Source organism: Selenomonas sp. oral taxon 137 str. F0430 (assembly GCF_000183625.1).
Lineage (GTDB): Bacteria > Bacillota > Negativicutes > Selenomonadales > Selenomonadaceae > Centipeda > Centipeda artemidis.
In genome coordinates this window covers 93,471-115,754 of the sequence record NZ_AENV01000002.1, presented here as the reverse complement: position 1 = coordinate 115,754, position 22,284 = coordinate 93,471, and the positions used below count along the sequence as shown (strand labels likewise).

Here is a 22,284-nt window from a genome sequence, read left to right as displayed (position 1 = left end):
AGTCAGCCGTCCGCCATATGCGGCACCGCGCGCAGGAGCACCCGCGTATATTCCTCTGCAGGACGCTCCAGCACGGCGCGGCAGTCGCCGCGCTCGACGAACGCGCCCGCCTGCATGATGAAAATACTGTCCGCCACATACGCCGCCGCATCGATATTGTGCGTGACGAAGATGACGCAGCAGCCCTCTTCCTCCACGCGCGCCCGCAGACGGTCGAGCAGACTGCGGCTCGCAATCACGTCGAGCGCGCTTGTCGGCTCGTCAACGAGCAGGAGTTTCGGCGTGAGCGCGAGCGTCATGGCGGTGGCGGCGCGCTGCCGCATCCCGCCGCTGAGCTGGAAAGGATATGCCGAGAGGAGCTTTTCCGCGTCCTCTAGGTTCTCCCGACGCAGCGCTTCGACCGCAATCTCACGCCATCCCTCCCCCGCGCCGTGCGCCGCGAGGTAGTCGCGGAACTGTGCACCGATGCGGCGGATGGGACTGAGATATGTGCCCGGCTCTTGAAAGAGAAAGGCAATATCCTGCCCCATCATGGAGCGCCGCGCCCGTGCGGACAGTGCGAAGAGATCGGCGCCGTAAAAGCGTACCGTTCCCCCCGTCACCGCACCGCCGTCCGGAAGGATGCCGATGAGCGTGCGCAGGAGCGTAGATTTGCCGCAGCCGCTCTCACCGACGACGGCGGCGATCTCGCCGCGTCGCACGGTCATGGACACATCACTCAGGAGGCGGCGCGTGCCGACCTCCACGCGCAGCGATGCGACCTCGAGCAGAGGAATTTTATTTTCCGTCAACGGTGAGATCCTTCGTGATGAGATAGTAGTCGATCGGATGCACGACGACGCCTTTGACATTCGACTGTGCAACGACTTGGTTCGTCGGGCAGACGAGATAGAGATTCGGCACGTCTTGGAGCACGAGATCCTGAATCTTCCCGGCGAGCTCCATGCGCTGCTTAGCGTCCGCCGCCGTGACCATCGCGTCGAGGAGTTTGTCGACCTCGGGATTCGCGTAGTGTCCGACGTTCTCCGGGCTCGTGGAGCGGAGCGTCTGATCCATATACCAGTAAGGATCGTTCGTCCCCATCGTGATCCAGTTGCTCTCGGTCAGGTCAAAGTCGCGCTTCGTCTTTGCCTCCTCCGAGTTTTGGACACGGCGGAGGTTGACCTTAATCCCGGCTTTTTGGAGCTGGTTCTGTACCGCTTCGTACAGCTCCGTCTTGCTGCCCCACACGTTGATCGTGAGTTCGAGCGGCTTGCCGTCCTTCGTCACATATCCCTCGGCGTTCTTCTCCGTATAGCCCGCCGCCTTCAGCAGTTCCTCCACCTTCGCGAGATCCATATGCTCGCGCAGGGATTCTTGATACTTCGGTCCGATGTTCGGCGGGAAGGGTGCGCCCGCAACGACCGCACCGTTGCCCTCGATCTTTGCGAGATCGTCATAGTTCACCGCATAGCTGACCGCACGGCGCAGGTTCGCGTCCTTCAGTACGCCGTCAAAATTCATGCGCAGCATGTAGACGCGCACGCCGACGATTTCCTCGATCTTGTAGGAAGCGTTTTCAAACAAGCTGCGGTTCGCGCTGTTGCAGCGCTGAATGAGGTTCACATCGCCGGACTGGAGCGCCATCGCGCGCTTGTTGTCGTCCTCGAGGTTCTTCACCGTGAGGGTATCGAGACCCGGCGTGCCGTCCCAATAGTATTCGTTGCGCTTGAGCTGAATCTCTTCGCCCTTTTTGAACCCAACGATTTGATAGGGGCCCGTGAGCACGGGCGCGGACGCCACGTTGGAGAGATCCGCCTTCGTGTTCAAAATGACGAATGCCGGCTCGGTCAGCGCGGCGAGCAATGCGCCGTGCGGCTCCGTCGTCTCGACGACAAGATCCTGTCCCTCGACCTTGATTTCCTTAATCTTCGAGGATTTCTGCGAGCGGGTGCTCTCCTTGAGCGTGCGCTCGAGCGACGCCTTCACAAGCTCGGGCGTCATGGGTGTGCCGTCTTGGAACTTAACGTTCTCACGAATGTGGAACCGCCACGTCGTGGGGCTCGTCGCTTCCCACTTGTCCGCGAGCTGCGGCGTGAACTCCATCTTATCCGAGACGGTGACGAGCGTTTCGCCCGCGCCGATGCGCGTGACCGTCCAGCCGTCCCACTCGTGCGCGGGATCGACGGATTCGCCAAACCAATAGAGCGCGGCGCTGAGATGCTTCCCGCTGTCCGCCGCCTTTTCCTGACCGCCGCAGCCCGCGAGCAGTCCAACGCTCAGCAGCATGACCGCCAGCATCGCATAGATTCGTTTCATACTTTTCCTCCTTCAACATTTCCCCAAAACGCGTTCAGTTTTTCTCCGCAGCATCACCTCCCGCAGGATCCATCACATCGCGCAGAATGTCGCCGATGAAGTTGAACAGCAATATCGTGATAAAAATCGCCGCACCCGGGTAAATCATGAGCTGCGGCGCCGTCTGCAAATAATCGCGCGCCCCCATGAGCATCGTCCCCCACTCCGGGTACGGCATGGGCACGCCGATGCCGATGAGCGACAGCCCCGCCACGGTGAGCAGGATCTCGCCGATGTTCTGAAAGACGAGCACCAAAAGACGCGGCACGACGTTCGGCAGGACGTAGGAGAACACCGTTCCCAAAAATCCCGCGCCCGCAAACCGCGCATAGCGCACATAGGTCTTTTCCCGCTCCGCCTGCACGAGCGAGCGCGCGACGCGCGCATACTCCGCCCAATGCGTCAGGCAGAGGGAGAAGATGAGGTTGCCCGTATCGGGGCCGAGCAGACCGATGAGCGCGATCGCCACAACGAGCGCGGGCATACTGAGGAAGAGATCGAGCACCGCCGTTACGATGCGGTCGGCAAAGCCGTGCAGGAACGCCGCGAACGCCCCGATGAGAATCCCACCGACAGCCGTGATCGCCACGATAACGAGCGAGAGTGCGATGCTGATGCGCCCGCCGCAGAGCAGGCGCGTGAGTTCGTCGCGCCCGAGCTGATCCGTACCGAGAGGATGCGCCGCCGTATTCGGCGCAAGGCGCATCGTCAGATCCTGCGCATAGGGATCACCGGGCGAAAGATACGGCGCGCATACGATGACGAGCATCCACACGAGCAGCAGCGTCCCGATGATGCGAAAATCGCGGCGGTGCAGGAGGCGCGTCCAAAAGAATCTCATAGCTGCCGCGCCCCCTTTGCCTGCAAACGGCGCGGGTCAAGCCACAACGTGAGCACATCCGCAACGAAATTCGCCGCGACAAAGACGCCCGCTCCCCACAGCACATACGCCTGCATGAGCTGATAGTCGCGCGCGAGGATCGCCGTCGTCATGAGCTGCCCCATGCCGCGCCAGCCGAATATCGTCTCGATGACCGCCGAGCCGCCCATGATATTCCCCATCGTGATGCCGAGCATCGGCAGGAGCGTCATCAGCGCATTCGGCATGATGTACTTCCACAGCACCGTGCGCTCCGAGAGCCCGAGCGTGCGCGCGCCGAGCACATAGTTTTTCCCCGCCTCCTCAAGGAGCGCCGATCGGATTCGGCGGATATAGAGCCCCGCGAGCCATAGAGCGAGCGCGGCGCAGGACGTGCTTACCCCCGCACTGCTCGAGGACGTGTTCGAAGTGCCGTTCTTCACGAGCATCCGGCAGGACACACGATATCTATATTATTAACACCCATAAAGGAGGACATTTATGTTCAAGACAAAGAAGAAAATCCTGGCAAGCCTTGGCGCAGCGGTCCTGCTCCTCGGCGCAGGATGCGGACAGCAGCAGGCGGCACAGACCAAGACGGAAAGCACCGCCTCGTCCTACACGCCCGTCTCGTGGACGGAGAACATCGGCGGCACGGAGCTACAGATGAAGACCACAGCCCCGCCGACACACGCCGTCTCCATGTCACAGGCAACAACCGAGATGCTGCTCACGCTCGACCTCGGCGACCACATGGCGGGCACCGCGTTCAAGGAGGAGGAAATCTATCCGCCCCTCCAAGCAGCCTATGAGAAAGTCCCCGTCCTCGCCGAAAAGTGGCCGTCCTACGAAGTCTTTATGGCGGCAAAGCCGGACTTCGCAACCGGCTGGGAAGTCCCCTTCACGAAGCGCGGCATCGAGGCGGACAAAATCACCGCACAGAATATCCCCATCTTCGTCCCCGACTCCATGCAGTCCACAAAGGCGGATCTTGACATGGTATTTGCCGACATGATCAAACTTGGTGAAATCTTCGGCGTCAAAGACCGCGCCGAGGCATGGGTTGCGGATCAAAAGAAGCAGCTCGCCGCCGTGCAGGACAAAATCGCAAAACTGCCGCATAAGCGCGTCTTTGTCTTTGACTCCGAGGACGGCGAACCGTTCACCGTATTCGAAGGCTATACGCCGAACCTCCTGCGTCTCATCGGCGCGAACAACGTGATGAGCGGACAGGGCGTCGATAAGACGTGGAGCAAGACGAGCTGGGAGAGCGTCGTCGCCGCCGATCCCGAGTACATCATCATCGCCAACTACGGCACGAGCATCCGCAACGAAGACGACTTCAATCAGAAAGTCGAGAAGCTCAAGGCAAATCCGCGGCTTCAAGGAACGACTGCCGTGAAGGAAAATCACTTCGTCCGCGTGAAACTCTCCGAGATCACCCCGGGCGTGCGCAGTGTTGACGCGCTCAAGCGTCTCGCCGAGCAGATCCACGGCGTAAAGATCGACTAAGTACATAAAGGCACAGCAAAAGGGCTATTGCATCTTCGTTTTCTTAGATGCAATAGCCTTTTTATATACCGATCTTCCTAAATTATTCTCTCGTTTGCTCCCACAAGAGCCAATCTATTCGTCTTCCGTGAAATTATAACGGATTGTCGATGTATCGTTGCCGCGGATACTGCCCACAAGAGCCAATCTATTCGTCTTCCGTGAAATACTTCATTGAGGTTTTTTTCCACTCGTGCTTGGTATAGAGCATCCGCCGCTCCGCGATCCCGGTCTCTGCGGCGAGTACGGCAGCAATCTCCTCACACTCGTCGCGGCTGTATCCGTGGATCATAGTATAGAGGTTATACCGCCAATCTTCGCTGCGGTTGCGGTCATAGCAATGCGAGACGCGCGGATGCTCCGCCATGCGGCGCGCGACCTCATCCATTTGTGCATCGGGGACGTCCCAGACGCATAGGGCATTCGCGGTGAAGCCGACTTCGCGGTGTCGGAGCACCGCGCCCACTTTGCGAATTTTTTTTCTTCGCGCATGGCGGTGATCCGTGCGAGAAGTTCTTCTTCTGTGATGCCGATCTTCTCTGCCAATATTTTATATGGCTCGGCGACAAGCGGGAACTCTCCCTGCAGGAGACGGATGATTTTCTTATCGAGGATGCTGATTTCTGCCGTATCAGTCATGTCGCGCCTCCCTATGCGAGCTTGAATTGGACATTGATTTTATAGCGCCGTTTTGCCCGAAGGCTCATTGCGCGTTTAACCCCCTTCAGCGCGGCGACCTCTCGGAGGATCTTCTCCTCCGCTTCTTGTGACACTGTCAGCAGTGTAAACCAAAGATTGTAATCCCCTCCCGCACGCTCGTAGTTATGCGTTGCCCCCGGATAACGGTTGACCGCCGCCGCAACGTCGGGCAGGCAGCTTTCGTCCACTTCGAGCGCGATGAGTGTCCCTCTGTAACCAAGTCGCTCGGAGTTGAAAAATGTGCCGATGCGCCGGAGATAGCCCTCTCGTTTGAGCGCTGCAAGGCGTTCAAGCACGTGCTCCTCATCGGTTTCAAGCTGCTCGCCCAAACGCGCAAACGGCCGCGAACACACCGGCAGGTTCCCCTGCAGGAGGTTCAGCAGCCGTTTGTCAAAATCGGTTAATTCCATCATCGTATACATCTCCCTAAAAATACACACAGCGCGGTCACTTCGCGTGCCGCGCTGTATGTCCGCCTTGCTCAGGGGCGGATGCCTCGGCACAAAGATGAACCGCATTCATTTCTCTTGTTCCTATTCTATCAGATTGTCCTTCATCACGTCAAGCAATTCTGAACGACCTTCATTTTTTGGAGACGCATAGGGAAGTATTGTAAGTTCCGGAACACCGAGGGCGCGCCGCATCGCCGCGATCTGCGCACGACAGGCGTTCTTGCCGAGTTTATCCGCCTTCGTCGCAACGACGAGGACAGGGATGTCATGTGCGATGAGCCACGAAAACATATTTCGATCGGACTCCATCGGCATATGACGAATGTCGAGCAAGAGGCAGACGAACCGCAGGTATTCGGAGGTCAAGAAATATTCTTCGATAAATTTTGCCCACGTCTTTCTGCTGTCGCGCGCCGCCTTTGCATAGCCGTAGCCCGGCAGGTCGACGATATGCACGGGATGCCGCTCCTCTCCCCCGTCGATACGCAGCAGCAGTTCATAGAAGTTGATGGTTTGCGTCTTCCCCGGCTTCGAGGAGACGCGCGCAAGCTGCCGTATCCGTGTGAGGGAGTTGATGAGGGATGATTTTCCGACATTGGATCGCCCGATAAATGCGACCTCGGGACGGCGCACCTCCGGATACTGATCTTTCCGCACGGCGGAGGCAAGGTAGACGGCCTTCGTGACCACGACGCTTTCCTGCACGGCAAACCTCCTAATTGTAGAGCGCGATTTTGAGTACCTCATCCATGTGTGTGACCGGTACGAACTCAAGTGCCTCGCGCACGGTGTCGGGGATGTCCTCGATGTCGGGGGCATTTTCCTGCGGGAGAACAATGGTCTTCATCCCTTCGCGATAGGCGGCAAGGGTCTTTTCCTTCAGCCCGCCGATGGGAAGAACGTTGCCGCGGAGGGTGATCTCTCCCGTCATGGCAACGTCGCCGCGCACTTTGCGCCCCGTGAGGGCGGAGATCATCGCGGTCGCCATGGTAATGCCGGCAGAAGGACCGTCTTTTGGAATGGCGCCTTCGGGCAGATGGATGTGGATGTCGTCCTTTTCGTAAAAATCCTCCGCAAGAGAGAGTGCTTCGCTGCGGCTGCGCACATAGGAGAGCGCCGCCTGTGCGGATTCCTGCATGACATCACCGAGCTGTCCCGTGAGGATGAGCTTCCCCTTGCCGCGCAGGACGTTGACCTCTGTGCGCAGGACATCGCCGCCCACCTCTGTCCATGCAAGCCCCGTAACAACGCCGACGAGCGGTTTTTTCTCCTGCTTCGCCGCGTGATATGCAGGCTTTTCGAGAAATTCGACGAGGTTCGCTTTTGTGACGCTGATCGGCGCGGTCTCACCTTCGACGATGCGTCGCGCGGCTTTGCGGCAAAGACGCCCGATAACGCGCTCGAGCGAGCGCACGCCCGCCTCGCGTGTATAGGAGCGGATAATCTCGGGATAGACGCCCGCGGCAACACGGATGTCCTTCGCCTTCAGCCCGTTCTGGGTGCGTTGGCGCGGCAGGAGGTGACGGCGCGCGATCTCGACCTTCTCGAGTTCGGTATAGCTCGATAGGTTCAGGATCTCCATGCGGTCGCGCAGGGGCGCGGGAATACGTGCGGCGTTATTCGCCGTGACGATCCAAAAGACGCGCGAGAGATCAAACGGCAGCTCGACATAGTGATCGCTAAACGTACAGTTCTGCACGGGATCCAGTACCTCAAGCAGTGCTGCCGACGGATCGCCGTGAAAATCCATCGCGATTTTATCCACCTCGTCGAGAAGGAATACAGGGTTCTTCACCCCCGCGCGGCGAATTCCCTCGATAATGCGTCCCGGCATTGCGCCGACATAGGTACGGCGATGCCCGCGAATCTCCGCCTCATCGCGGATGCCGCCAAGCGATGCGCGAATGAATTTTCTCCCCATGGCGCGCGCAATCGAAGCGCCGAGTGAGGTCTTTCCGACGCCGGGCGCACCGACAAGACAGAGGATCGGTGCACTCTGCTCTGGCGCAAGCCTCCGTACAGCAAGATAGTCAAGGATACGCTCTTTGATTTTCTCCAGCCCATAATGGTCACGCTCGAGAATGTTATACGCCTCCGTCATATCGACGTGCTCCGCGGTCGTCTCCGTCCACGGCAGCTCCGCGAGGCAGTCAAGATAAGTGCAAATGACACCGACCTCGGAGCTTGTCGCAGGACTGGCATCCAATCGGTGGATCTCACGCTCAATCGTCTCGCGTACGTCCTTTGGAAATTCTTTTTTCTCTAGGATACCGCGATAGCGTTCAACATCGGCGGATTTATCCGCATCCTCGCCCAGTTCCTTATGAATTGCCTTGATCTTTTCGCGCAGGTAAAAGTCCCGCTGTACCTTGTCCATTTGTTTTCGAACGCGACGGCCAATCTTCTGCTCGATGCCCATGATGTCAAGCTCATGCAGCAGTACCTCATAGAGGTATTCGAGGCGGGCGCGTACGTCGAAGAGGGTAAGGATTTCCTGCCGAACGTCGTATCTGAGATTGAGATGACTTGCGATGATGTCTGCGAGCCGCCCCGAGTCCTCCATGATGGAGATGGAGACCAGCGCCTCGGGCGGGAGTTTATGCGAGATTTTTACCCACTCTTCGAACTTGTCGGAAACACCGTGCGTAAGTGCTTCCACATCTTTGGAGGCCGGTGCGCCCTCTTCTTCCTCATACTCTGAAACATCTGCCTCGGCATAGTTCTCTCCTTCACGGTAGGCGAGGATTTTCGCCCTCGTTTTCCCGTCAACGAGAATGCGCAGAACGCCCTCCGGCATACGCAGAAATTGGCGAATCTCAACAACGGTACCGACCGTATAGAGATCGCTCTCCGTCGGATCCTCGGCGTCGGGGTCGCGCTGGGCGACGACAAGCACCTCGTTGCTGCCCGCAATGGCGCGTTCAGTGGCCGCAACGGACCGATCGCGCCCCACATCGACGTTGACCATCATATGCGGGTAGACGACAAGACCGCGCAGCGGAAGCACCGGCAGTGTTCGTTTCTCGGCCATAATATTTCCTTCTCAAATTATCGTTATTCGGGTCAAAAAAAGGGACTGCCGCAGAAGGCACGCCCCTTTCTCATGCAAAAATGTATCAGTTGGCAGCCGCTGCCCGTGCAGCGCCCTTCCCTTCAATGGTAAGGATGGGATCGCTGTGATTCGCAACGACTTCCTTCGTCACCTGACAAGCCGTAACGCCCTGAATCGACGGCACCTCATACATCACGTTGCGCATGATGCCCTCGATGATGGAGCGCAGTCCGCGCGCCCCCGTCTTGTGCGTAAGTGCTTCCTTGGCAATGAGGTGCAGTGCATCCTGCTCGAACGTCAGACGGACACCGTCCATATCCAGAAGTCTTTGGAACTGCTTGACAAGTGCATTTTTCGGCTCCGTGAGGATACGCACCATCGCCGCTTCATCCAGCGAACTGAGGGTGACAACGACGGGCAGGCGCCCAATAAATTCGGGAATGAGCCCGTTCTTCATCAAATCCTCAGGGATCACCTTGCTGAGTGATTCACCGACGGAGACACGCTTCTTGGAGCGCACCTCGGCGCCGAACCCCATCTGCTTCTTCCCAAGACGGGACTCAATGATTTCCTCGATCCCGTCGAATGCGCCGCCGCAGATGAAAAGGATATTCGTCGTATCGATCTGCAAAAGCTCCTGCTGTGGGTGCTTGCGCCCGCCCTGCGGCGGTACGGACGCCGTCGTCCCCTCAAGGATCTTGAGCAGCCCCTGCTGTACGCCCTCGCCTGAAACGTCGCGTGTGATGGAGGGATTCTCAGATTTGCGCGCGATCTTATCGATTTCGTCGACATAGATGATGCCGCGCTGCGCCTTCTCGATGTCGTAGTCTGCCGCCTGGATGAGTTTAAGCAGAATGTTCTCAACATCCTCGCCGACGTACCCCGCCTCTGTGAGCGAGGTTGCATCCGCGATGGCAAACGGGACGTTCAGAATGCGCGCGAGTGTCTGCGCGAGCAGAGTCTTGCCGCTGCCCGTGGGACCGAGCATGAGGATGTTGGACTTGCGCAGTTCCACATCGTCATTTTTTCCATGCCCCGCGTTGATGCGCTTATAGTGATTGTAAACCGCAACGGAGAGGGATTTTTTCGCCTCGTCCTGTCCGATGACGTACTGATCCAATATGTGGCGGATTTCCTTCGGTTTGGGGACATCCCTCAACCCGACTTCTACGTCGTCGCTGAACTCCTCCTCAATGATCTCGTTGCAGAGTTCAATGCACTCGTCACAGATATATACGCCGGGGCCGGCAACGAGCTTGCGCACCTGCTCCTGCGTCTTGCCGCAGAACGAGCATTTGAGCTGCCCCTTGTCTTCCTCGCCAAATTTCATCGCGTCACACCCCCTCAGCCCTTATCTTTGCTCTCTTTGGATGCTGCCGGGGGACGTACGACCACTTCGTCGATCAGCCCGTAGGCTTTTGCCTCCTCGGCGGACATAAAGTTGTCGCGTTCGGTATCGACATTGATTTTATCGGTGTCCTGCCCCGTGTGGCGGGCAAGAATCTCATTGCCGACCTCACGCAGGCGCAGGATCTCCTTCGCCTGGATCTGAATATCCGTGGACTGCCCCTGCGCGCCGCCAAGCGGCTGATGAATCATGATGCGCGCGTGCGGCAGAGCATAGCGCTTGCCCTTTGCCCCTGCAGTCAACAGGATCGACCCCATGCTCGCCGCCTGTCCGATACAGATGGTCGAGACATCGGGCTTGATGTACTGCATGGTATCGTAGATGGCAAGTCCTGCCGTCACGACGCCGCCCGGGCTGTTGATATAGAGATGGATGTCCTTATCGGGATCCTCGGATTCCAAAAAAAGCATCTGAGCGACCACGACGTTTGCGACACTGTCGTCAATCGGACCGCCAAGAAAGATGATGCGCTCCTTGAGCAGGCGGGAGTAGATGTCGTAGGCACGCTCCCCGCGGCTGGAGTTCTCCACCACCATCGGTACATAGTAACTCATATATTCCTCCCCAAGGGGGACGCCTTACGCCGTGATATTGTCGACGATGAACTGTGCCGTCTTCTTGCGCAGCACGGTCGCCGCAAGATCGCTGACGCGTCCCTGCTCCTTGATGATCTTCTGAACCTGTTTCGGCGTTGCGCCGTACGAAACTGCCATCGCGTAGACTTCCCTGTCGAGGTCGCTGCCCTCGACCTTGATGCCTTCCGCTTTTGCAACTTCTTCGAGCATGAGATCGGTGCGGACGTTCTTCTCCGCCGTCTCGCGGTAATCTTCGCGGATCTTGCCGATGTCAAGCCCCGCGTACTGGAGGTACTGCTCGAGGCTCATGCCCTGCTGCTCAAGGCGCATCGCCATTTCTTGAATCATCGCAGTGATGCGGTTCTCCACCATGACGGGCGGAATCTCCATCGCGGCATTGTCCGTCGCCATGTCGATCGCCTTTGTACGGCGCTCCGTCTCAGCCTTGCGCTCCGCGGCGGCAAGGAGATTCTTGCGGACATCCTCACGCAGCTCTGCAAGTGTCTCGAACTTGCTTGCCTTCTTTGCGAATGCATCGTCAAGTTCCGGTAGTTCGCGCGATTTTATGTTGCGGATCCTGCACTTGAACACTGCGTCTTTGCCCTTGAGATTTTCCGCATGGTACTCCTCGGGGAACGTAACGTTCACATCACGCTCCTCGCCGACCTTTGCGCCGATGAGCTGATCCTCAAATCCGGGAATGAAGCTGCCCGAACCGATCTGCAGCGGGTAGTCCTCACCCTTGCCGCCCTCAAATGCTGCGCCGTCAACAAAGCCCTCAAAATCCAGCGTCACAAAGTCGTCGTTCTTAACGGCGGCGTCCGCCGGGGCATCAACGAGCGTCCCCTGATGCTGACGCATCCCCTCGATCTGGCGGTCGATATCCTCGTCCGCAACCGTGACTTCTTCCTTCGGGACGGCGAGCCCCTTGTACGTACCAAGCCGGACGTCGGGGCGCTGCGTAAACTTTGCCGTAAAAACGACGTCTTTGCCGTCCTCAAGCGTCACAATGTCGATCTCGGGACGTGTCACAGGCTCCATATTCTGCTCCGTCAGAGCATCTTCAAACGCCTTCTGCGCGAGTCCTTCGAACGCCTCCTGCAAAATCGCATCTTTGCCGACGAAATTCTCAACAATCCTGCGGGGCGCTTTGCCCTTGCGGAAGCCCGGAATATTTACGCGCGCGGAAATGCGCTTTGCCGCGCCCTCCGACGCTTTTTCAAGCTTATCCTGCTCAACTTCAATCGTCAGAGTGACCTCGCGGTTTTCACCATGCTCTGCCGTAACCTTCATTGTATGAAACGACCTCCTGTTTCTTTCCTAAATATGCGGACACACAAAGAACGCGCCGTCCGCCATTGTCATTTGTATCCTATCATAAAACGGTCAAAATGACAAGCCGGCTTATTTCACCAATTCGGACATCCGTGCGAGGGGTTCGGACAGATCCATATGCCCCGAAAGAGTCTCCACTTTGGCTCCGTCGATCAGGATCTGCACGTTCTGAACCTCCGGGAACTCCGTCAGCGTATCGACAATCGATCCGACAAGCATCTCCTCGCCCGTCGATCCGCCGCTGAAGTTTTGCTGCAGCTCTTTTGAGAAATCTACGGTCGCCGTGCCGTTCTGCACTTTTACGCTGTGGAGCTTTGCCTTCTTCGGAATGACGGTCGTCTGTCCCTTCTCTTTCGTCCCGGTAAGGAGCGACTTCATTGCCGCCGTGTATTTATCGTCCTTCTCCGTATTGACCGTGCGCGTCACTGCAACGAGCCCCATGCCGTCGTCCTTCGGATAGTAGACATTTACCTTGAGCGCCTTCGGCTCTTTGGGACGGCAGCATTCCGGGACATCTTTGTCGCTCTGCGATTCGACAGAACTCGCCGCAGTCGGTTGGCGCTGCTCATCCGAACACCCTGCCGCAAGTGTTAGGAACGCGGCACACGTGAGCGCGCAGACGCTCTTTTTGTAGTTCGATTGCATCAACATCTCCGCATCTCTTCCTTTCATTTCATTCAAAATATCGTACAATCGCACGGAAGATCGCTTCCGCCATCTTCTTTTGATAATCGGCACTTGCGAGCAGTTCCTCCTCCTCCGGGTTCGAGAGGAACCCCATCTCAACGAGAGATGAAGGAATCTCCGTATGTCGGAGCAGGTAGAATTTCGCGTATTTCACGCCGCGGTTGAATCGCCCGCCCGCCTTTTCAAGTTCTTCGTTGAGAAGGATCGCAAAGTGCTCGTCCTTGTCTGTCTTTGGATAATAATAGGTCTCCATGCCGTGTGCATTCGGATTCGTAAAGGCGTTGCAGTGGATGGAGAGGAACAGCTCCGCCTTTGGATGCGCTGCCGCAACGTCCACGCGCGCCTGCAGTTCGCCTGACGGAGAGTGATCGGTCGGCGAGACATCCGTATCGCGCGTGCGCGTCATAACAACATCCGCTCCCGCCGCGCGCAGCAGCTGCTCTGCTTGAAGGGCAACGGCGAGCGCAACATCCTTTTCCTTCACACCGGAGTATCCGATGGCGCCCGAGTCACTGCCGCCATGCCCCGGATCGATGACAATCGTGTGGCCGCGCACCGCTCCGCCGAACACCTTGCCGCCGTCGGCAAAGAGTTCAATGACGAGCTTCTCATGCGTTTTGCTCTTCGCGTCTCCCGGTACCGTATAGATGCGGAAAGCATCTTCGCGAGCGAGCGACTGCGCCGCATAGATGCGCAGTGCCGCGCGCTTTTTCTCACGCTGTACAAGGACGAGTTTTTGTCCAATCATCCCATCGAGCGCAACCTCCTGCGGGAACTGATCGTGAATCTCGACATTCTCCAACTCGACGAGGAGCTGGTTCTCCGCATGGTACTGCTCGGAAAGTGCATAGGAAAGCCCCGCCGGGCGATTCGTCTCAATCTCAATACGCAGCGCCGCGCGTCCCTCGATCTCCGTGACCGCGCTCGCAACATGTGTGAGACGCACTGTTTTGCCCTTTGCCTCACCGGTTCCCGTCCATAATGCGCAAATACAGGCAAATACCGCCGCCGTCATAATCAGCGGACGCATCCGTAAAAATTGTTTCCAAATACCGTAAAACAATGCCGGTAACACCTCCTATCGGCTGCTGAGCAATGCGCGCGCTTCCGCTTCTGCAGCCTCTGTCGCCGCGGTGTCGCGCTCAATGTGTATCTTGATATAGTCTCCCTCGTTGACGTCCTCCGGCAGATATGCCCGTGGGAAATCCACCGATAGGAAGTCGTCGCCGAGCAGGATGACTGCATATTCTTCTTCAAATCGGTCAATATAAGCGGAAATCATTTCTTCCTCCCTGTCCCCTTGGATTCCTTCGGCTCATCTTTTTCGCGCTTCTCATAGATACCGAAATCGTTCTTATCGCCCTTCTCCGGCTCTACACGGTAGGTTTTTCCATCGCTTACGATCGTAATCATGCCGTTGACAGGCGTGCTGTAGACGTCGATGCCGCGCTTACTCAGTGCGGTACGCGTACTTTTATGCGGATGCCAATACTTATTCGGGAATCCGCAGGAGATAAGACCGACACTCGGATGCACCGCTTCTAAAAATTCCGGTGTGGAGGACGTCTTGCTGCCGTGATGCCCGACCTTGAGCACCGTGCTGCGGAGACGATCCGCCGACGTATGCGCTAAAATAGACTCTTCCTCGACATCCTCGGCGTCTCCCGTAAACATCATGGAAAAATCGCCGAAAACGAGCCGTCCGACCACGCATTCATTGTTCGGGTCGGATTTCTTTTTCTTCTTCGCGTGCACCTCATCGATTATTACTGACGTCGGCGCGACAACTTCAAAGCGAGCGCCGCTTCCGAGGTCGATCGTATCGCCTGCTGTGAGCGCGCGGCTTGGCACATGTTTTTCCGCAAGCAGCTTCATATAGCCGCGGTAAATGGGCGAATTCGAGGGCTGCCCGTTGTCATAGACCTCCCCGACGTCATATTCTCTGAGCAGAACATCCATCCCGCCGATATGGTCGGCATGGGGATGTGTGAGGATAATTTTATCAATTCTCCCGCCCTTTTCAATGCCTGCCTTTGCCAGTTGTGTACGAAGTTGATCGCGTTCATCCACGTCCGCCGTGTCGATGAGGATATTCTCCGTCCCCGTCTGCACGAGGATCGCGTCGCCCTGCCCGATCTCAAGCATCCGAACGACAAGCGTTCCCTCTGCAGGGCGTACCTCTCCCGTACTGTGCGCAGAAGGTGCCGCGCTGAATCGCTGCACAAGGAACTGTGCGAGCACAAATATGATGACTGCCGCAAGTCCAAGCCAGAGATGTTTCCCGAAAGGTTTTTTCATGAGCGCAGCGCCAAGTTGATGAGGAACACAATCGAAACGAGGTACATGATCCAGCTGACCTTTTTATACTGTCCGCTGACGAGCTTCATGATGGTGTAGCTGATGAAGCCGAACGCAAAGCCGTTCGCGATACTCGACGTGAGCGGCATCATGATGATCGTGAGGAATGCCGGCAGCGCGTCCGTAAAGTCCGCAAAGTTGATCTTGCCGATCTCCGACATAAGCAGTGCGCCGACGAGAATGAGAGCGGGCGCGGTCGCAAATGCGGGGACAAGCCCGATGAGCGGCGTGAAGAGCAGCGCGACGAGGAAGAGCAGTCCTGCCGTGACGGCAGTCAGCCCCGTGCGTCCGCCCGCCGCGATGCCTGCGGCACTCTCTACATAAGAGGTTACGGTCGAGGTACCGAACACGGCGGACACCATCGTACCAACCGCATCCGTTGTGAGCGCTTTGTCGATATTTTCGATGCGCCCGTCCGGTTTCACCATCTTTGCCTTGGTCGTCAGACCGATCAGCGTGCCCATATTGTCAAAGAGTTCGACGACAGTGAACGTAAATATAATGGAAACGAGACCGTAATGCCACGCGCCTGTGAGATCAAGCTGCCCGAAGGTATCGCCCATATGCGGAAGCGAAGTGCTGACAATATCCGCGATCCCATGGGGCGGGGGCGTCAGCCCGAACGCCATAGCAAGTACTGTCGTGACAAAGATTCCAATGAGAATTGCACCGTGAATATTGCGTGCCATGAGTGCCGCCGTAAAAAGAAGACCAAACAGCGCGAGCAGCGTCGTCGGCTGCGTCACATGACCGAGGGAGACGTAGGTAGCCGCATTCTCCACGATCAGACCTGTCCCTTTAAGACCAAGGAACGCAATGAAAAGGCCGATGCCCGCACTGATGGCGAGCTTCAGATCACGCGGCACGGCGTTGATGATTGCCTGCCGGATACCGCCCACCGTGAGAAGGAGAAAGAGTACCCCCGAAAAGAACACGGCGCCAAGAGCAACCGTCCAATGCAGACCGAGAACCCCGCAGACATAATATGCGAAGAACGCATTGAGCCCCATACCGGGCGCGAGCGCGACCGGATAATTCGCAAAAATCCCCATGGACATGGAGGCAAGCGCCGCGATCCAAATGGTCGAGGCAATTGCCGCTTCCTTTGGAATCCCCGCATCGGCAAGGATATTCGGATTGACGAACAGGATATATGCCATTGCGATAAAGGTCGTCATGCCCGCGAGCAGTTCCGTCCGGACCGACGTTTCCTTCTCGCGTACTTTGAAATATCGTTCAATAAATGACGGCGGCGCGCCCTGCATTCCCATAGCAACATCTCCTTAACAAACAAAAAAAGCCTGATAAAGGCTAATGGATAGAAATGGCGGAGTGGGAGAGATTCGAACTCTCGCAGCGGTTACCCACTCTAACGATTTAGCAAACCGTCCTCTTCAGCCTCTTGAGTACCACTCCATATGTACTTTTCCGCCGCATTTGCGACATGGAATATATTATCAGAACACCGCATGCTTGTCAAGGCGAAAAAATCGCACATTTCCGTACGCACATGAAAATTTAATCATTTTATATCATACTGTATGGTAAATTGCATCGTATTTGGATCAGACGCATAGAACCCGGAGGAATCATATGGAGATTGCTCAGTTAAAATATTTTCAGGTCATGGCAAACATCCGCCATTTCACGCGCGCCGCGCGCATGGTGGACGTTTCGCAGCCCGCGCTCAGCCGCTCCATGTCAAAACTCGAACAGGAACTCGGCGTTCATCTCTTCAAGCGCAGCGACGGAGAGATCGAGCTGACCCCCGAGGGGGAACGACTGCTGCGTCATGCCGACCGCATCCTGCGCGAAGTCGACACGGCAAAGGAGGAGGCGCGTCTGCATCGAACGGGAGAACCGCCGATGTTCAAGCTCTCCTTCATCCACTCGCTCGGCAGCTATCTGCTCCCGCGCATCCTGCGCGATTTTCGTGAGATTCATCCGGAGATCCACATTCGTCTCCATCAGCAGGACTCGGCAACGCTCGCGCAACAGGTCGCGACCGGCGAAACGGATCTCTGTCTCTGCTCGACCATCCCAACGACAGAGCACAGCGCATGGGTCTATCTCTGGTCGGAAGAGCTCTTTGCCACCGTGCCGCAGGGACATCCGCTTGCAGACCGCACGAATGTAGACCTGCGTGAGCTCGAGGACGAGCCGTTGATCGCACCGAAGAAAAGCTACAGCCTGCGTATTCTCGTGGATCAATTCTTCGAGCTCGCGGGCGTACATCCGACGATCACGTTCGAAGGCGACGACGTTTCGACGATCTCCGGTCTCGTCTCGGCAGGACTAGGCGTGAGTCTCCTGCCCAAGTTCGCAGGGGTCGGCTATCCGGGACTCTGCTACATTCCCGTCTCCTTCCCCGTCTGCAAGCGTGCCGTCGGCATTGCATGGAACACAAACCTGCGCCTTTCCCCTGCGGCACTCTGCTTCCAACAGTTTATCATGCAGCGTTTTAATGCGAAAACACCGCATGAAGGTTCACCTGCAGAGGGTTAAGGTTAATCATCTTTATATTTTATTGCAGAAATAAACAACTGCCATACGCAGCGTTCAGTACGCTCTCGTATGGCAGTTGTTTTATTACGCTGCGATATCTACATTTCTTCCGAGATTCTCTACGGGATGACTCGTCGCATAGGCATCCTTCACCTGCTGCATCAGTTCATACGTCACCTGTCCGCCAACAGACTGCGCCTGACGGTTCGACTGCTGGAACCTGCTCGAGCCGAGGCTCTCCGGATTCATATTCTCCGCAGATTGCTGCGCAGCGCGCGATGCGCTCTGTGTGCCGTTCTGTATGACACTCGACTGGGTCTGATGGAATTTACCCGTTCCGAGGGTTGTGCCGGCACCGAAATTCGAGCTGCCCGTAACCTCCTTGACTTCCTCCATCTTTGCCCGCGTCGCCTGACTGCCAAGCGAATACAATCTCTGGTTTGCCTGCTGGAAGAGGCTGGAACCGAATCCGCCTCCATTTAATGCCGATACCATATGGATCCCTCCGTTCACTTCCCCGTCCCATTTTCCCTTGGGACGATTCTACTATATTATAATAGAAAAATATCAGTTTCGCAAGCGAAAATGTCGTTGAAATACGATTCAACGACATAAATTCTTGCTGTATGACTACTCAGGGCGTCGGCTGCGGAGTCGGCGCCGGTTTTTGTGCAGAAAGATCGCCGATGCGGACGAGTTCCGAGATCTTGACCTGATGCGTCTTGCCGTTGACGTCGGCGATCACGCTCGGCTCACCGTCCGTGATGCTGACGCCGATGATCTTGCCCTCGAAGCTCTGCTTCGTCATCTTTCCGTCCTCGCCCTTAACCTGGGTGATCCACTGCGCCTTCTGACCGATCATGCCGCTGAGCTGACCGATGAGTACGGAGGAGTTGATATTGTCAACAACCTTCTGCACGTCCGAAAGCCCCTTCGCAACATTCGTCATCTGTTCGAGTGCGGAAAACTGTGCCAGCTGAGAAAGATACTGGCTGTTGTCCTGCGGGTCGAGCGGATCTTGGTACTTCATCTGCGTAACGAGAAGCTGCAAAAAGGCATCTTTGCCGAGTGCATCGTTTTTCTTATTCGCAGCCTTTTCCTGATTCTTCGCCGCCTCATAATCGGACAGCGCCTGTGTGACGCCGTTCGCCGTGATTGTATTCAATGGATTTGCCACGATAATTCCTCCTCAGACCGCATCATACGCGGTAATCCACGCCGTCCGCCGTCATCACGCCGCCCGGCTCCGCCGCGCTGTGCGTCGGCAGTATGCCCTCTATGCCGTCCTCATAATCTTCCGCATCGCCGCGCGCATAAACACGCGTATTACTGCGGCTTCCTTCACTCTGCTGCCAGGCTTCCTGTCCCTGTCCCTGCGGCATCTGTCCGTCCGCAAGACCGGTGTAGACGCCGACACGATCGACTTTCAGCCCTTGGTTATTCAGTTCCTGACGGAGCTGAACGAGACTGTTCTCGATCACATTGCGTACCTGTGCGTTGTCGCTGTGGAACGAAGCCTGTACGGCTCCGTCCGAGCTGACGGCAACACGGAGCGTGAGTTCGCCGAGATGCGCCGGTTTCAGGCGAATGACCATCTGTGTATCGTTCAGCGTGCGCAGGAGCCGCGCCTGCTCCACGATCTGACGCGGGATCTCATAGTCCGGCCGCGGCCGCTGCGGCGCGGCTTCCTGTACAGGCGCTGTGGAAACCTCGACCTGCGGCGCAGGTGTCCCCGTGTGGACGCCGATGGGCTGTGGACTCTGCTGCTGTACAGGTTCTGCGGAACGCGGTGCCGCTGCCTCGGCAGCCACCTCCGTGCGCACAAAGGGAACTTGCTGCTCTGCCCCCTGCTCGCCCGAACGAGCCTCTTGCTGCTGCGCGCCCTGTCCCATAGTCTCGCGGCGCATCGTCCGCTGCGCAAGTACATCGAGCGGCGATGGCGTTTCGCCGCTCTCCTCCACGATGAGCGCATCGCCCACGAGCTGCACGGCACGCGGCGCATTCTGCGCCGGCTGCGGTACCGCTGTCTGCACGATGGGCGCTGCGGTTTCTTCAACCTGCAGAACGCCCTGCACAACATTTTGTACGGCGCGGTTCAGCACGTTCTCCCGGGCGGTACTTTGCAGGAGCGTCCCTGCAGGGCTTTGCAGGGCGGCGCTGTCAAGCTGCCGCTCCGTATTCTCGATCAAGCCGTCCATGGTGACCTGTGCAAGGAGTTCTTTATTTTCCTCCGCCACTGCGGGCAGGTTCTCCGACGTGCGCAGAATATCTTCGAGCACCGCACTGCGGAGCTGTGCCGAGAGCCCTATCTGCGTTATGGGTTCCGTCTGCGGCGCATTTCCCTCGCCGTTCATCTGCGCGAGCGGCTCTCCAGAGAGGGTACGAAGTAGGTTGAAGTTCTTCAGCCCCTCTTCCGGAATCCGTTGGAGCAGGCTCTGTACCTCTTTGGGCAGCACTTCTTCGGTTTTCTGTGCGCCGATAATCTCAAAGCGCTCCAAAATGTCCGTGAGCGCCTTGTCAAGTCCTGCGTTTACCTCTTCGCTGACTTCCGCCGCGTCAGTGGGGGCGACGGCAGCGAGCGCTGCGATTGCCGATTCCGGCTCACTTGCAGCATCGCGCGCCGTACTCTGCGCATCCTTTTGTACTGGCGCAGCTTTTTGCCCCGGTTTCGCCTTTGTCGACGCCTGTTTCGTCACATCCTGTGTGTCCTGCGCCGACGGCTGATCCGCAGCGGCGGACGCTTCGGTATTCTGCGTCTTTTCCGCGGCTGTGCCGCGCGCGCTTGTTTTGCTCTGCTGTTCTTTCTTTTGCAGTGCGTCAAACGTATCGCTGAACAAATTCTTCCCTGAGGTTGTCTGCGTGCGGCTCGCCGCGGATACCGGACGCACGCCCTGTACGCCTGCTCCTGCGGAACCGCCTTCTGCTGTGGACACAGCCATCAGTCCGCTTGCATTCATCTACACATCACCTCTTCTAACTGTTTATCGGCACAGGAGGATCTTTTCTTAAATGTTTTTTGGCATAGCGCATTTGAGCGCATCGCCGATGGTCTCTGCACCAAAGAGGTCCATATCTTTGAACTTTCCGGCGAGCTGCCGATAGTTCTTCATCGGCAGAACCGCCGCGCGCAGTCCGAGCCGCCGTGCCTCCGCGACACGAAGTTCCGCCTGCGAAACGGCGCGCACTTCGCCCGACAAACCAACCTCTCCACAGACGACCATATGCGGGCGTGGCAGACGATTGGCAAAGCTCGACGCCATCGCAACACACAGCGCAAGATCCGCGGCGGGCTCGTCGAGGCGTATACCGCCCGCAACCTTGACGTAGACGTCCGCTCCGCCGATAGGGAGCTTTACACGCTTTTCGAGGACGGCAAGGAGAAGCTGGATACGCTTCACATCCACAGAGTCAGCCGTCCTGCGCGGCGGCTGATACGGCGTCGGCGCAACAAGAGCCTGTACCTCGACGAGCAGGGGCCGCGTCCCCTCCACCGACGGCACGATGACGGATCCACTTTCTTGGGCACGTTCGGAGAGAAAGAGCTTCGAAGCGTCCGGCACGTCGACGAGTCCCACATCACGCATTTCAAAGAGACCGAGTTCATTCGTGCTGCCGAACCGGTTCTTAACGGCACGCAGGACGCGGTATTCGGCGTTTCTCTCTCCTTCAAAATAGAGCACCGTATCCACGATGTGCTCGAGGACGCGGGGTCCTGCGAGACTGCCCTCTTTCGTCACATGTCCGATGACAAAGACGGCGATTCCCTCCGTCTTTGCGATGCGCATCAGCTCCATCGCGCACTCGCGCACCTGCGAGACGCTGCCGGGCGCACTCTCGATGTCGGGGCGGTACATTGTCTGAATCGAGTCGATGATGAAAAGCGCAGGCTTTTCCCGTACGACATGGGCGCAGATTGCATCGAGATTCGTCTCGCTCACAACGAGCAGGTCGTCTGCGATCGCCCGCAGACGATCCGCGCGCATCCGAATCTGACGCGCGCTTTCCTCTCCCGTCACATAGAGAACACGCCGCCCCGCACGTGCAATGTCCGCCGACACGCGCAGTGTGAGACTCGACTTGCCGACGCCCGGATCGCCAACCACGAGCACCATCGATCCTGGAATCACTCCGCCGCCGAGCACGCGGTCAAGTTCACCCGATCCGGTTGAAAAGCGCGGCAGATCCTCCGCTGTAATCTCCCCGATGGGCTGCGGCGGTGCGGCATCCGTGCCGCCGAGTCCGCTGCGCCGCGCCTCCGACTCCGGCGCAACGATCTCCGCTACCATAGAGTTCCATGCGCCGCAGCCCGGACATTTGCCCATCCACTTGCTCGTATCGTATCCGCAGGATTGGCAGACATATGCCGTTTTCTTCTTCTTTGCCATAAGCTCTCCCAATACAGATAGGGAAGCCCCGTGAGAGCTTCCCTATACGACGTTATATTCTCTTTCTGAGGAAAAGGCACG

Annotated in this window: 21 protein-coding genes, 1 tRNA gene and 1 pseudogene; 2 read left to right on the top strand and 21 right to left on the bottom strand. The window is 57.5% G+C overall.

Features of this window, described 5'->3' with window-relative positions; translation table 11 throughout:
* Nucleotides 1–2: 2 nt before the first annotated feature.
* Genes HMPREF9162_RS00820 through HMPREF9162_RS00805 form a run of 4 tightly spaced genes read right to left on the bottom strand, consistent with a single transcriptional unit; the run spans nt 3 to nt 3,645 of the window.
* On the bottom strand, nt 3–791 hold the full coding sequence (locus HMPREF9162_RS00820; protein ID WP_009438021.1) for an ABC transporter ATP-binding protein: 789 nt from the start codon (nt 789–791) through the stop codon (nt 3–5).
* The gene (locus tag HMPREF9162_RS00815; RefSeq protein ID WP_009438035.1) at nt 778–2,298 is read right to left on the bottom strand and encodes an ABC transporter substrate-binding protein; all 1,521 of its coding nucleotides are present in this window, start codon (nt 2,296–2,298) and stop codon (nt 778–780) included. Before HMPREF9162_RS00815 ends, HMPREF9162_RS00820 begins: the two co-directional genes overlap by 14 nt.
* Nucleotides 2,299–2,332: 34 nt before the next feature.
* Nucleotides 2,333–3,178: an ABC transporter permease gene (locus HMPREF9162_RS00810; protein WP_009438111.1), complete on the bottom strand. Its 846-nt coding sequence runs from the start codon at nt 3,176–3,178 to the stop codon at nt 2,333–2,335.
* A complete protein-coding gene (locus HMPREF9162_RS00805; RefSeq protein ID WP_009438055.1) occupies nt 3,175–3,645 on the bottom strand; it encodes an ABC transporter permease in 471 nt (156 codons plus the stop codon). The genes HMPREF9162_RS00810 and HMPREF9162_RS00805 overlap by 4 nt, the downstream gene beginning before the upstream one ends.
* Nucleotides 3,646–3,697: 52 nt before the next feature.
* Between HMPREF9162_RS00805 and HMPREF9162_RS00800 the strand changes: the two genes are divergently transcribed.
* A complete protein-coding gene (locus HMPREF9162_RS00800; protein WP_009438075.1) occupies nt 3,698–4,708 on the top strand; it encodes an ABC transporter substrate-binding protein in 1,011 nt (336 codons plus the stop codon).
* A 187-nt stretch (nt 4,709–4,895) separates the two neighbouring features.
* Here HMPREF9162_RS00800 and HMPREF9162_RS00795 read toward each other — a convergent pair.
* From HMPREF9162_RS00795 to HMPREF9162_RS00735, 13 genes and pseudogenes are all read right to left on the bottom strand, one after another.
* Nucleotides 4,896–5,386 (bottom strand): annotated as a pseudogene (locus HMPREF9162_RS00795) (Lrp/AsnC family transcriptional regulator).
* A gap of 11 nt (nt 5,387–5,397) precedes the next feature.
* Nucleotides 5,398–5,859 (bottom strand): Lrp/AsnC family transcriptional regulator, encoded by a 462-nt coding sequence (locus HMPREF9162_RS00790; protein ID WP_009657228.1) that lies wholly within the window; start codon nt 5,857–5,859, stop codon nt 5,398–5,400.
* 120 nt (nt 5,860–5,979) lie between these two features.
* On the bottom strand, nt 5,980–6,603 hold the full coding sequence (yihA, locus tag HMPREF9162_RS00785) for a ribosome biogenesis GTP-binding protein YihA/YsxC (protein ID WP_009438031.1): 624 nt from the start codon (nt 6,601–6,603) through the stop codon (nt 5,980–5,982).
* A 10-nt stretch (nt 6,604–6,613) separates the two neighbouring features.
* Entirely contained in the window at nt 6,614–8,929 is a 2,316-nt protein-coding gene (lon, locus tag HMPREF9162_RS00780; RefSeq protein WP_009438128.1) for an endopeptidase La, read from the bottom strand.
* An 85-nt stretch (nt 8,930–9,014) separates the two neighbouring features.
* Entirely contained in the window at nt 9,015–10,280 is a 1,266-nt protein-coding gene (gene clpX, locus HMPREF9162_RS00775; protein WP_009438054.1) for an ATP-dependent Clp protease ATP-binding subunit ClpX, read from the bottom strand.
* Nucleotides 10,281–10,294: 14 nt separating this feature from the next.
* Nucleotides 10,295–10,912, bottom strand: coding sequence for an ATP-dependent Clp endopeptidase proteolytic subunit ClpP (clpP, locus tag HMPREF9162_RS00770; protein WP_009438149.1), 618 nt, complete (start codon nt 10,910–10,912; stop codon nt 10,295–10,297).
* Between the two features lie 24 nt (nt 10,913–10,936).
* Entirely contained in the window at nt 10,937–12,226 is a 1,290-nt protein-coding gene (gene tig / locus HMPREF9162_RS00765) for a trigger factor (protein ID WP_009438052.1), read from the bottom strand.
* A gap of 111 nt (nt 12,227–12,337) precedes the next feature.
* Complete coding sequence (locus HMPREF9162_RS00760; RefSeq protein ID WP_371067609.1) at nt 12,338–12,940, bottom strand: GerMN domain-containing protein; 603 nt, start codon at nt 12,938–12,940, stop codon at nt 12,338–12,340.
* Nucleotide 12,941: 1 nt separating this feature from the next.
* Nucleotides 12,942–14,018 (bottom strand): N-acetylmuramoyl-L-alanine amidase, encoded by a 1,077-nt coding sequence (locus tag HMPREF9162_RS00755; RefSeq protein WP_009438058.1) that lies wholly within the window; start codon nt 14,016–14,018, stop codon nt 12,942–12,944.
* A gap of 15 nt (nt 14,019–14,033) precedes the next feature.
* Nucleotides 14,034–14,237 carry a DUF3006 domain-containing protein gene (locus HMPREF9162_RS00750; RefSeq protein ID WP_009438069.1) on the bottom strand — a complete coding sequence of 68 codons (204 nt, stop codon included), beginning with the start codon at nt 14,235–14,237 and terminating at the stop codon, nt 14,034–14,036.
* Nucleotides 14,234–15,253, bottom strand: a complete 1,020-nt coding sequence (locus HMPREF9162_RS00745) for a ComEC/Rec2 family competence protein (protein WP_009438130.1) — start codon at nt 15,251–15,253, stop codon at nt 14,234–14,236. Before HMPREF9162_RS00745 ends, HMPREF9162_RS00750 begins: the two co-directional genes overlap by 4 nt.
* Entirely contained in the window at nt 15,250–16,584 is a 1,335-nt protein-coding gene (locus HMPREF9162_RS00740) for an NCS2 family permease (RefSeq protein WP_009438044.1), read from the bottom strand. The genes HMPREF9162_RS00745 and HMPREF9162_RS00740 overlap by 4 nt, the downstream gene beginning before the upstream one ends.
* A gap of 54 nt (nt 16,585–16,638) precedes the next feature.
* Nucleotides 16,639–16,729, bottom strand: a tRNA-Ser gene (locus tag HMPREF9162_RS00735).
* A 177-nt stretch (nt 16,730–16,906) separates the two neighbouring features.
* On the opposite strand from HMPREF9162_RS00735, the gene HMPREF9162_RS00730 reads away from it, so the two are divergent.
* Nucleotides 16,907–17,818 (top strand): LysR family transcriptional regulator, encoded by a 912-nt coding sequence (locus HMPREF9162_RS00730; protein ID WP_009438140.1) that lies wholly within the window; start codon nt 16,907–16,909, stop codon nt 17,816–17,818.
* Nucleotides 17,819–17,902: 84 nt separating this feature from the next.
* Here the strand turns inward: HMPREF9162_RS00730 and HMPREF9162_RS00725 are convergent, their stop codons facing one another.
* From HMPREF9162_RS00725 to radA, 4 genes are all read right to left on the bottom strand, one after another.
* Complete coding sequence (locus tag HMPREF9162_RS00725) at nt 17,903–18,313, bottom strand: hypothetical protein (protein WP_037350005.1); 411 nt, start codon at nt 18,311–18,313, stop codon at nt 17,903–17,905.
* A 139-nt stretch (nt 18,314–18,452) separates the two neighbouring features.
* On the bottom strand, nt 18,453–18,995 hold the full coding sequence (locus HMPREF9162_RS00720) for a flagellar hook assembly protein FlgD (protein ID WP_009438060.1): 543 nt from the start codon (nt 18,993–18,995) through the stop codon (nt 18,453–18,455).
* Nucleotides 18,996–19,017: 22 nt separating this feature from the next.
* Nucleotides 19,018–20,775, bottom strand: coding sequence for a flagellar hook-length control protein FliK (locus HMPREF9162_RS00715; protein WP_009438138.1), 1,758 nt, complete (start codon nt 20,773–20,775; stop codon nt 19,018–19,020).
* Between the two features lie 48 nt (nt 20,776–20,823).
* Nucleotides 20,824–22,203 (bottom strand): DNA repair protein RadA, encoded by a 1,380-nt coding sequence (gene radA / locus HMPREF9162_RS00710; RefSeq protein WP_009438091.1) that lies wholly within the window; start codon nt 22,201–22,203, stop codon nt 20,824–20,826.
* Between the last annotated feature and the right edge of the window lie 81 nt (nt 22,204–22,284).

Bases quoted from the DNA above. Each gene is read 5' to 3' on its own strand.
- HMPREF9162_RS00760 (WP_371067609.1), bottom strand. From the start codon at position 12,940: ATGAAAGGAAGAGATGCGGAGATGTTGATGCAATCGAACTACAAAAAG.
- HMPREF9162_RS00730 (WP_009438140.1), top strand. From the start codon at position 16,907: ATGGAGATTGCTCAGTTAAAATATTTTCAGGTCATGGCAAACATCCGC.
- HMPREF9162_RS00750 (WP_009438069.1), bottom strand. From the start codon at position 14,237: ATGATTTCCGCTTATATTGACCGATTTGAAGAAGAATATGCAGTCATC.
- HMPREF9162_RS00815 (WP_009438035.1), bottom strand. From the start codon at position 2,298: ATGAAACGAATCTATGCGATGCTGGCGGTCATGCTGCTGAGCGTTGGA.
- HMPREF9162_RS00725 (WP_037350005.1), bottom strand. From the start codon at position 18,313: ATGGTATCGGCATTAAATGGAGGCGGATTCGGTTCCAGCCTCTTCCAG.
- tig (WP_009438052.1), bottom strand. From the start codon at position 12,226: ATGAAGGTTACGGCAGAGCATGGTGAAAACCGCGAGGTCACTCTGACG.
- HMPREF9162_RS00745 (WP_009438130.1), bottom strand. From the start codon at position 15,253: ATGAAAAAACCTTTCGGGAAACATCTCTGGCTTGGACTTGCGGCAGTC.
- HMPREF9162_RS00810 (WP_009438111.1), bottom strand. From the start codon at position 3,178: ATGAGATTCTTTTGGACGCGCCTCCTGCACCGCCGCGATTTTCGCATC.
- radA (WP_009438091.1), bottom strand. From the start codon at position 22,203: ATGGCAAAGAAGAAGAAAACGGCATATGTCTGCCAATCCTGCGGATAC.
- HMPREF9162_RS00790 (WP_009657228.1), bottom strand. From the start codon at position 5,859: ATGATGGAATTAACCGATTTTGACAAACGGCTGCTGAACCTCCTGCAG.
- HMPREF9162_RS00800 (WP_009438075.1), top strand. From the start codon at position 3,698: ATGTTCAAGACAAAGAAGAAAATCCTGGCAAGCCTTGGCGCAGCGGTC.
- HMPREF9162_RS00805 (WP_009438055.1), bottom strand. From the start codon at position 3,645: ATGCTCGTGAAGAACGGCACTTCGAACACGTCCTCGAGCAGTGCGGGG.
- clpP (WP_009438149.1), bottom strand. From the start codon at position 10,912: ATGAGTTACTATGTACCGATGGTGGTGGAGAACTCCAGCCGCGGGGAG.
- HMPREF9162_RS00740 (WP_009438044.1), bottom strand. From the start codon at position 16,584: ATGGGAATGCAGGGCGCGCCGCCGTCATTTATTGAACGATATTTCAAA.
- lon (WP_009438128.1), bottom strand. From the start codon at position 8,929: ATGGCCGAGAAACGAACACTGCCGGTGCTTCCGCTGCGCGGTCTTGTC.
- HMPREF9162_RS00715 (WP_009438138.1), bottom strand. From the start codon at position 20,775: ATGAATGCAAGCGGACTGATGGCTGTGTCCACAGCAGAAGGCGGTTCC.
- clpX (WP_009438054.1), bottom strand. From the start codon at position 10,280: ATGAAATTTGGCGAGGAAGACAAGGGGCAGCTCAAATGCTCGTTCTGC.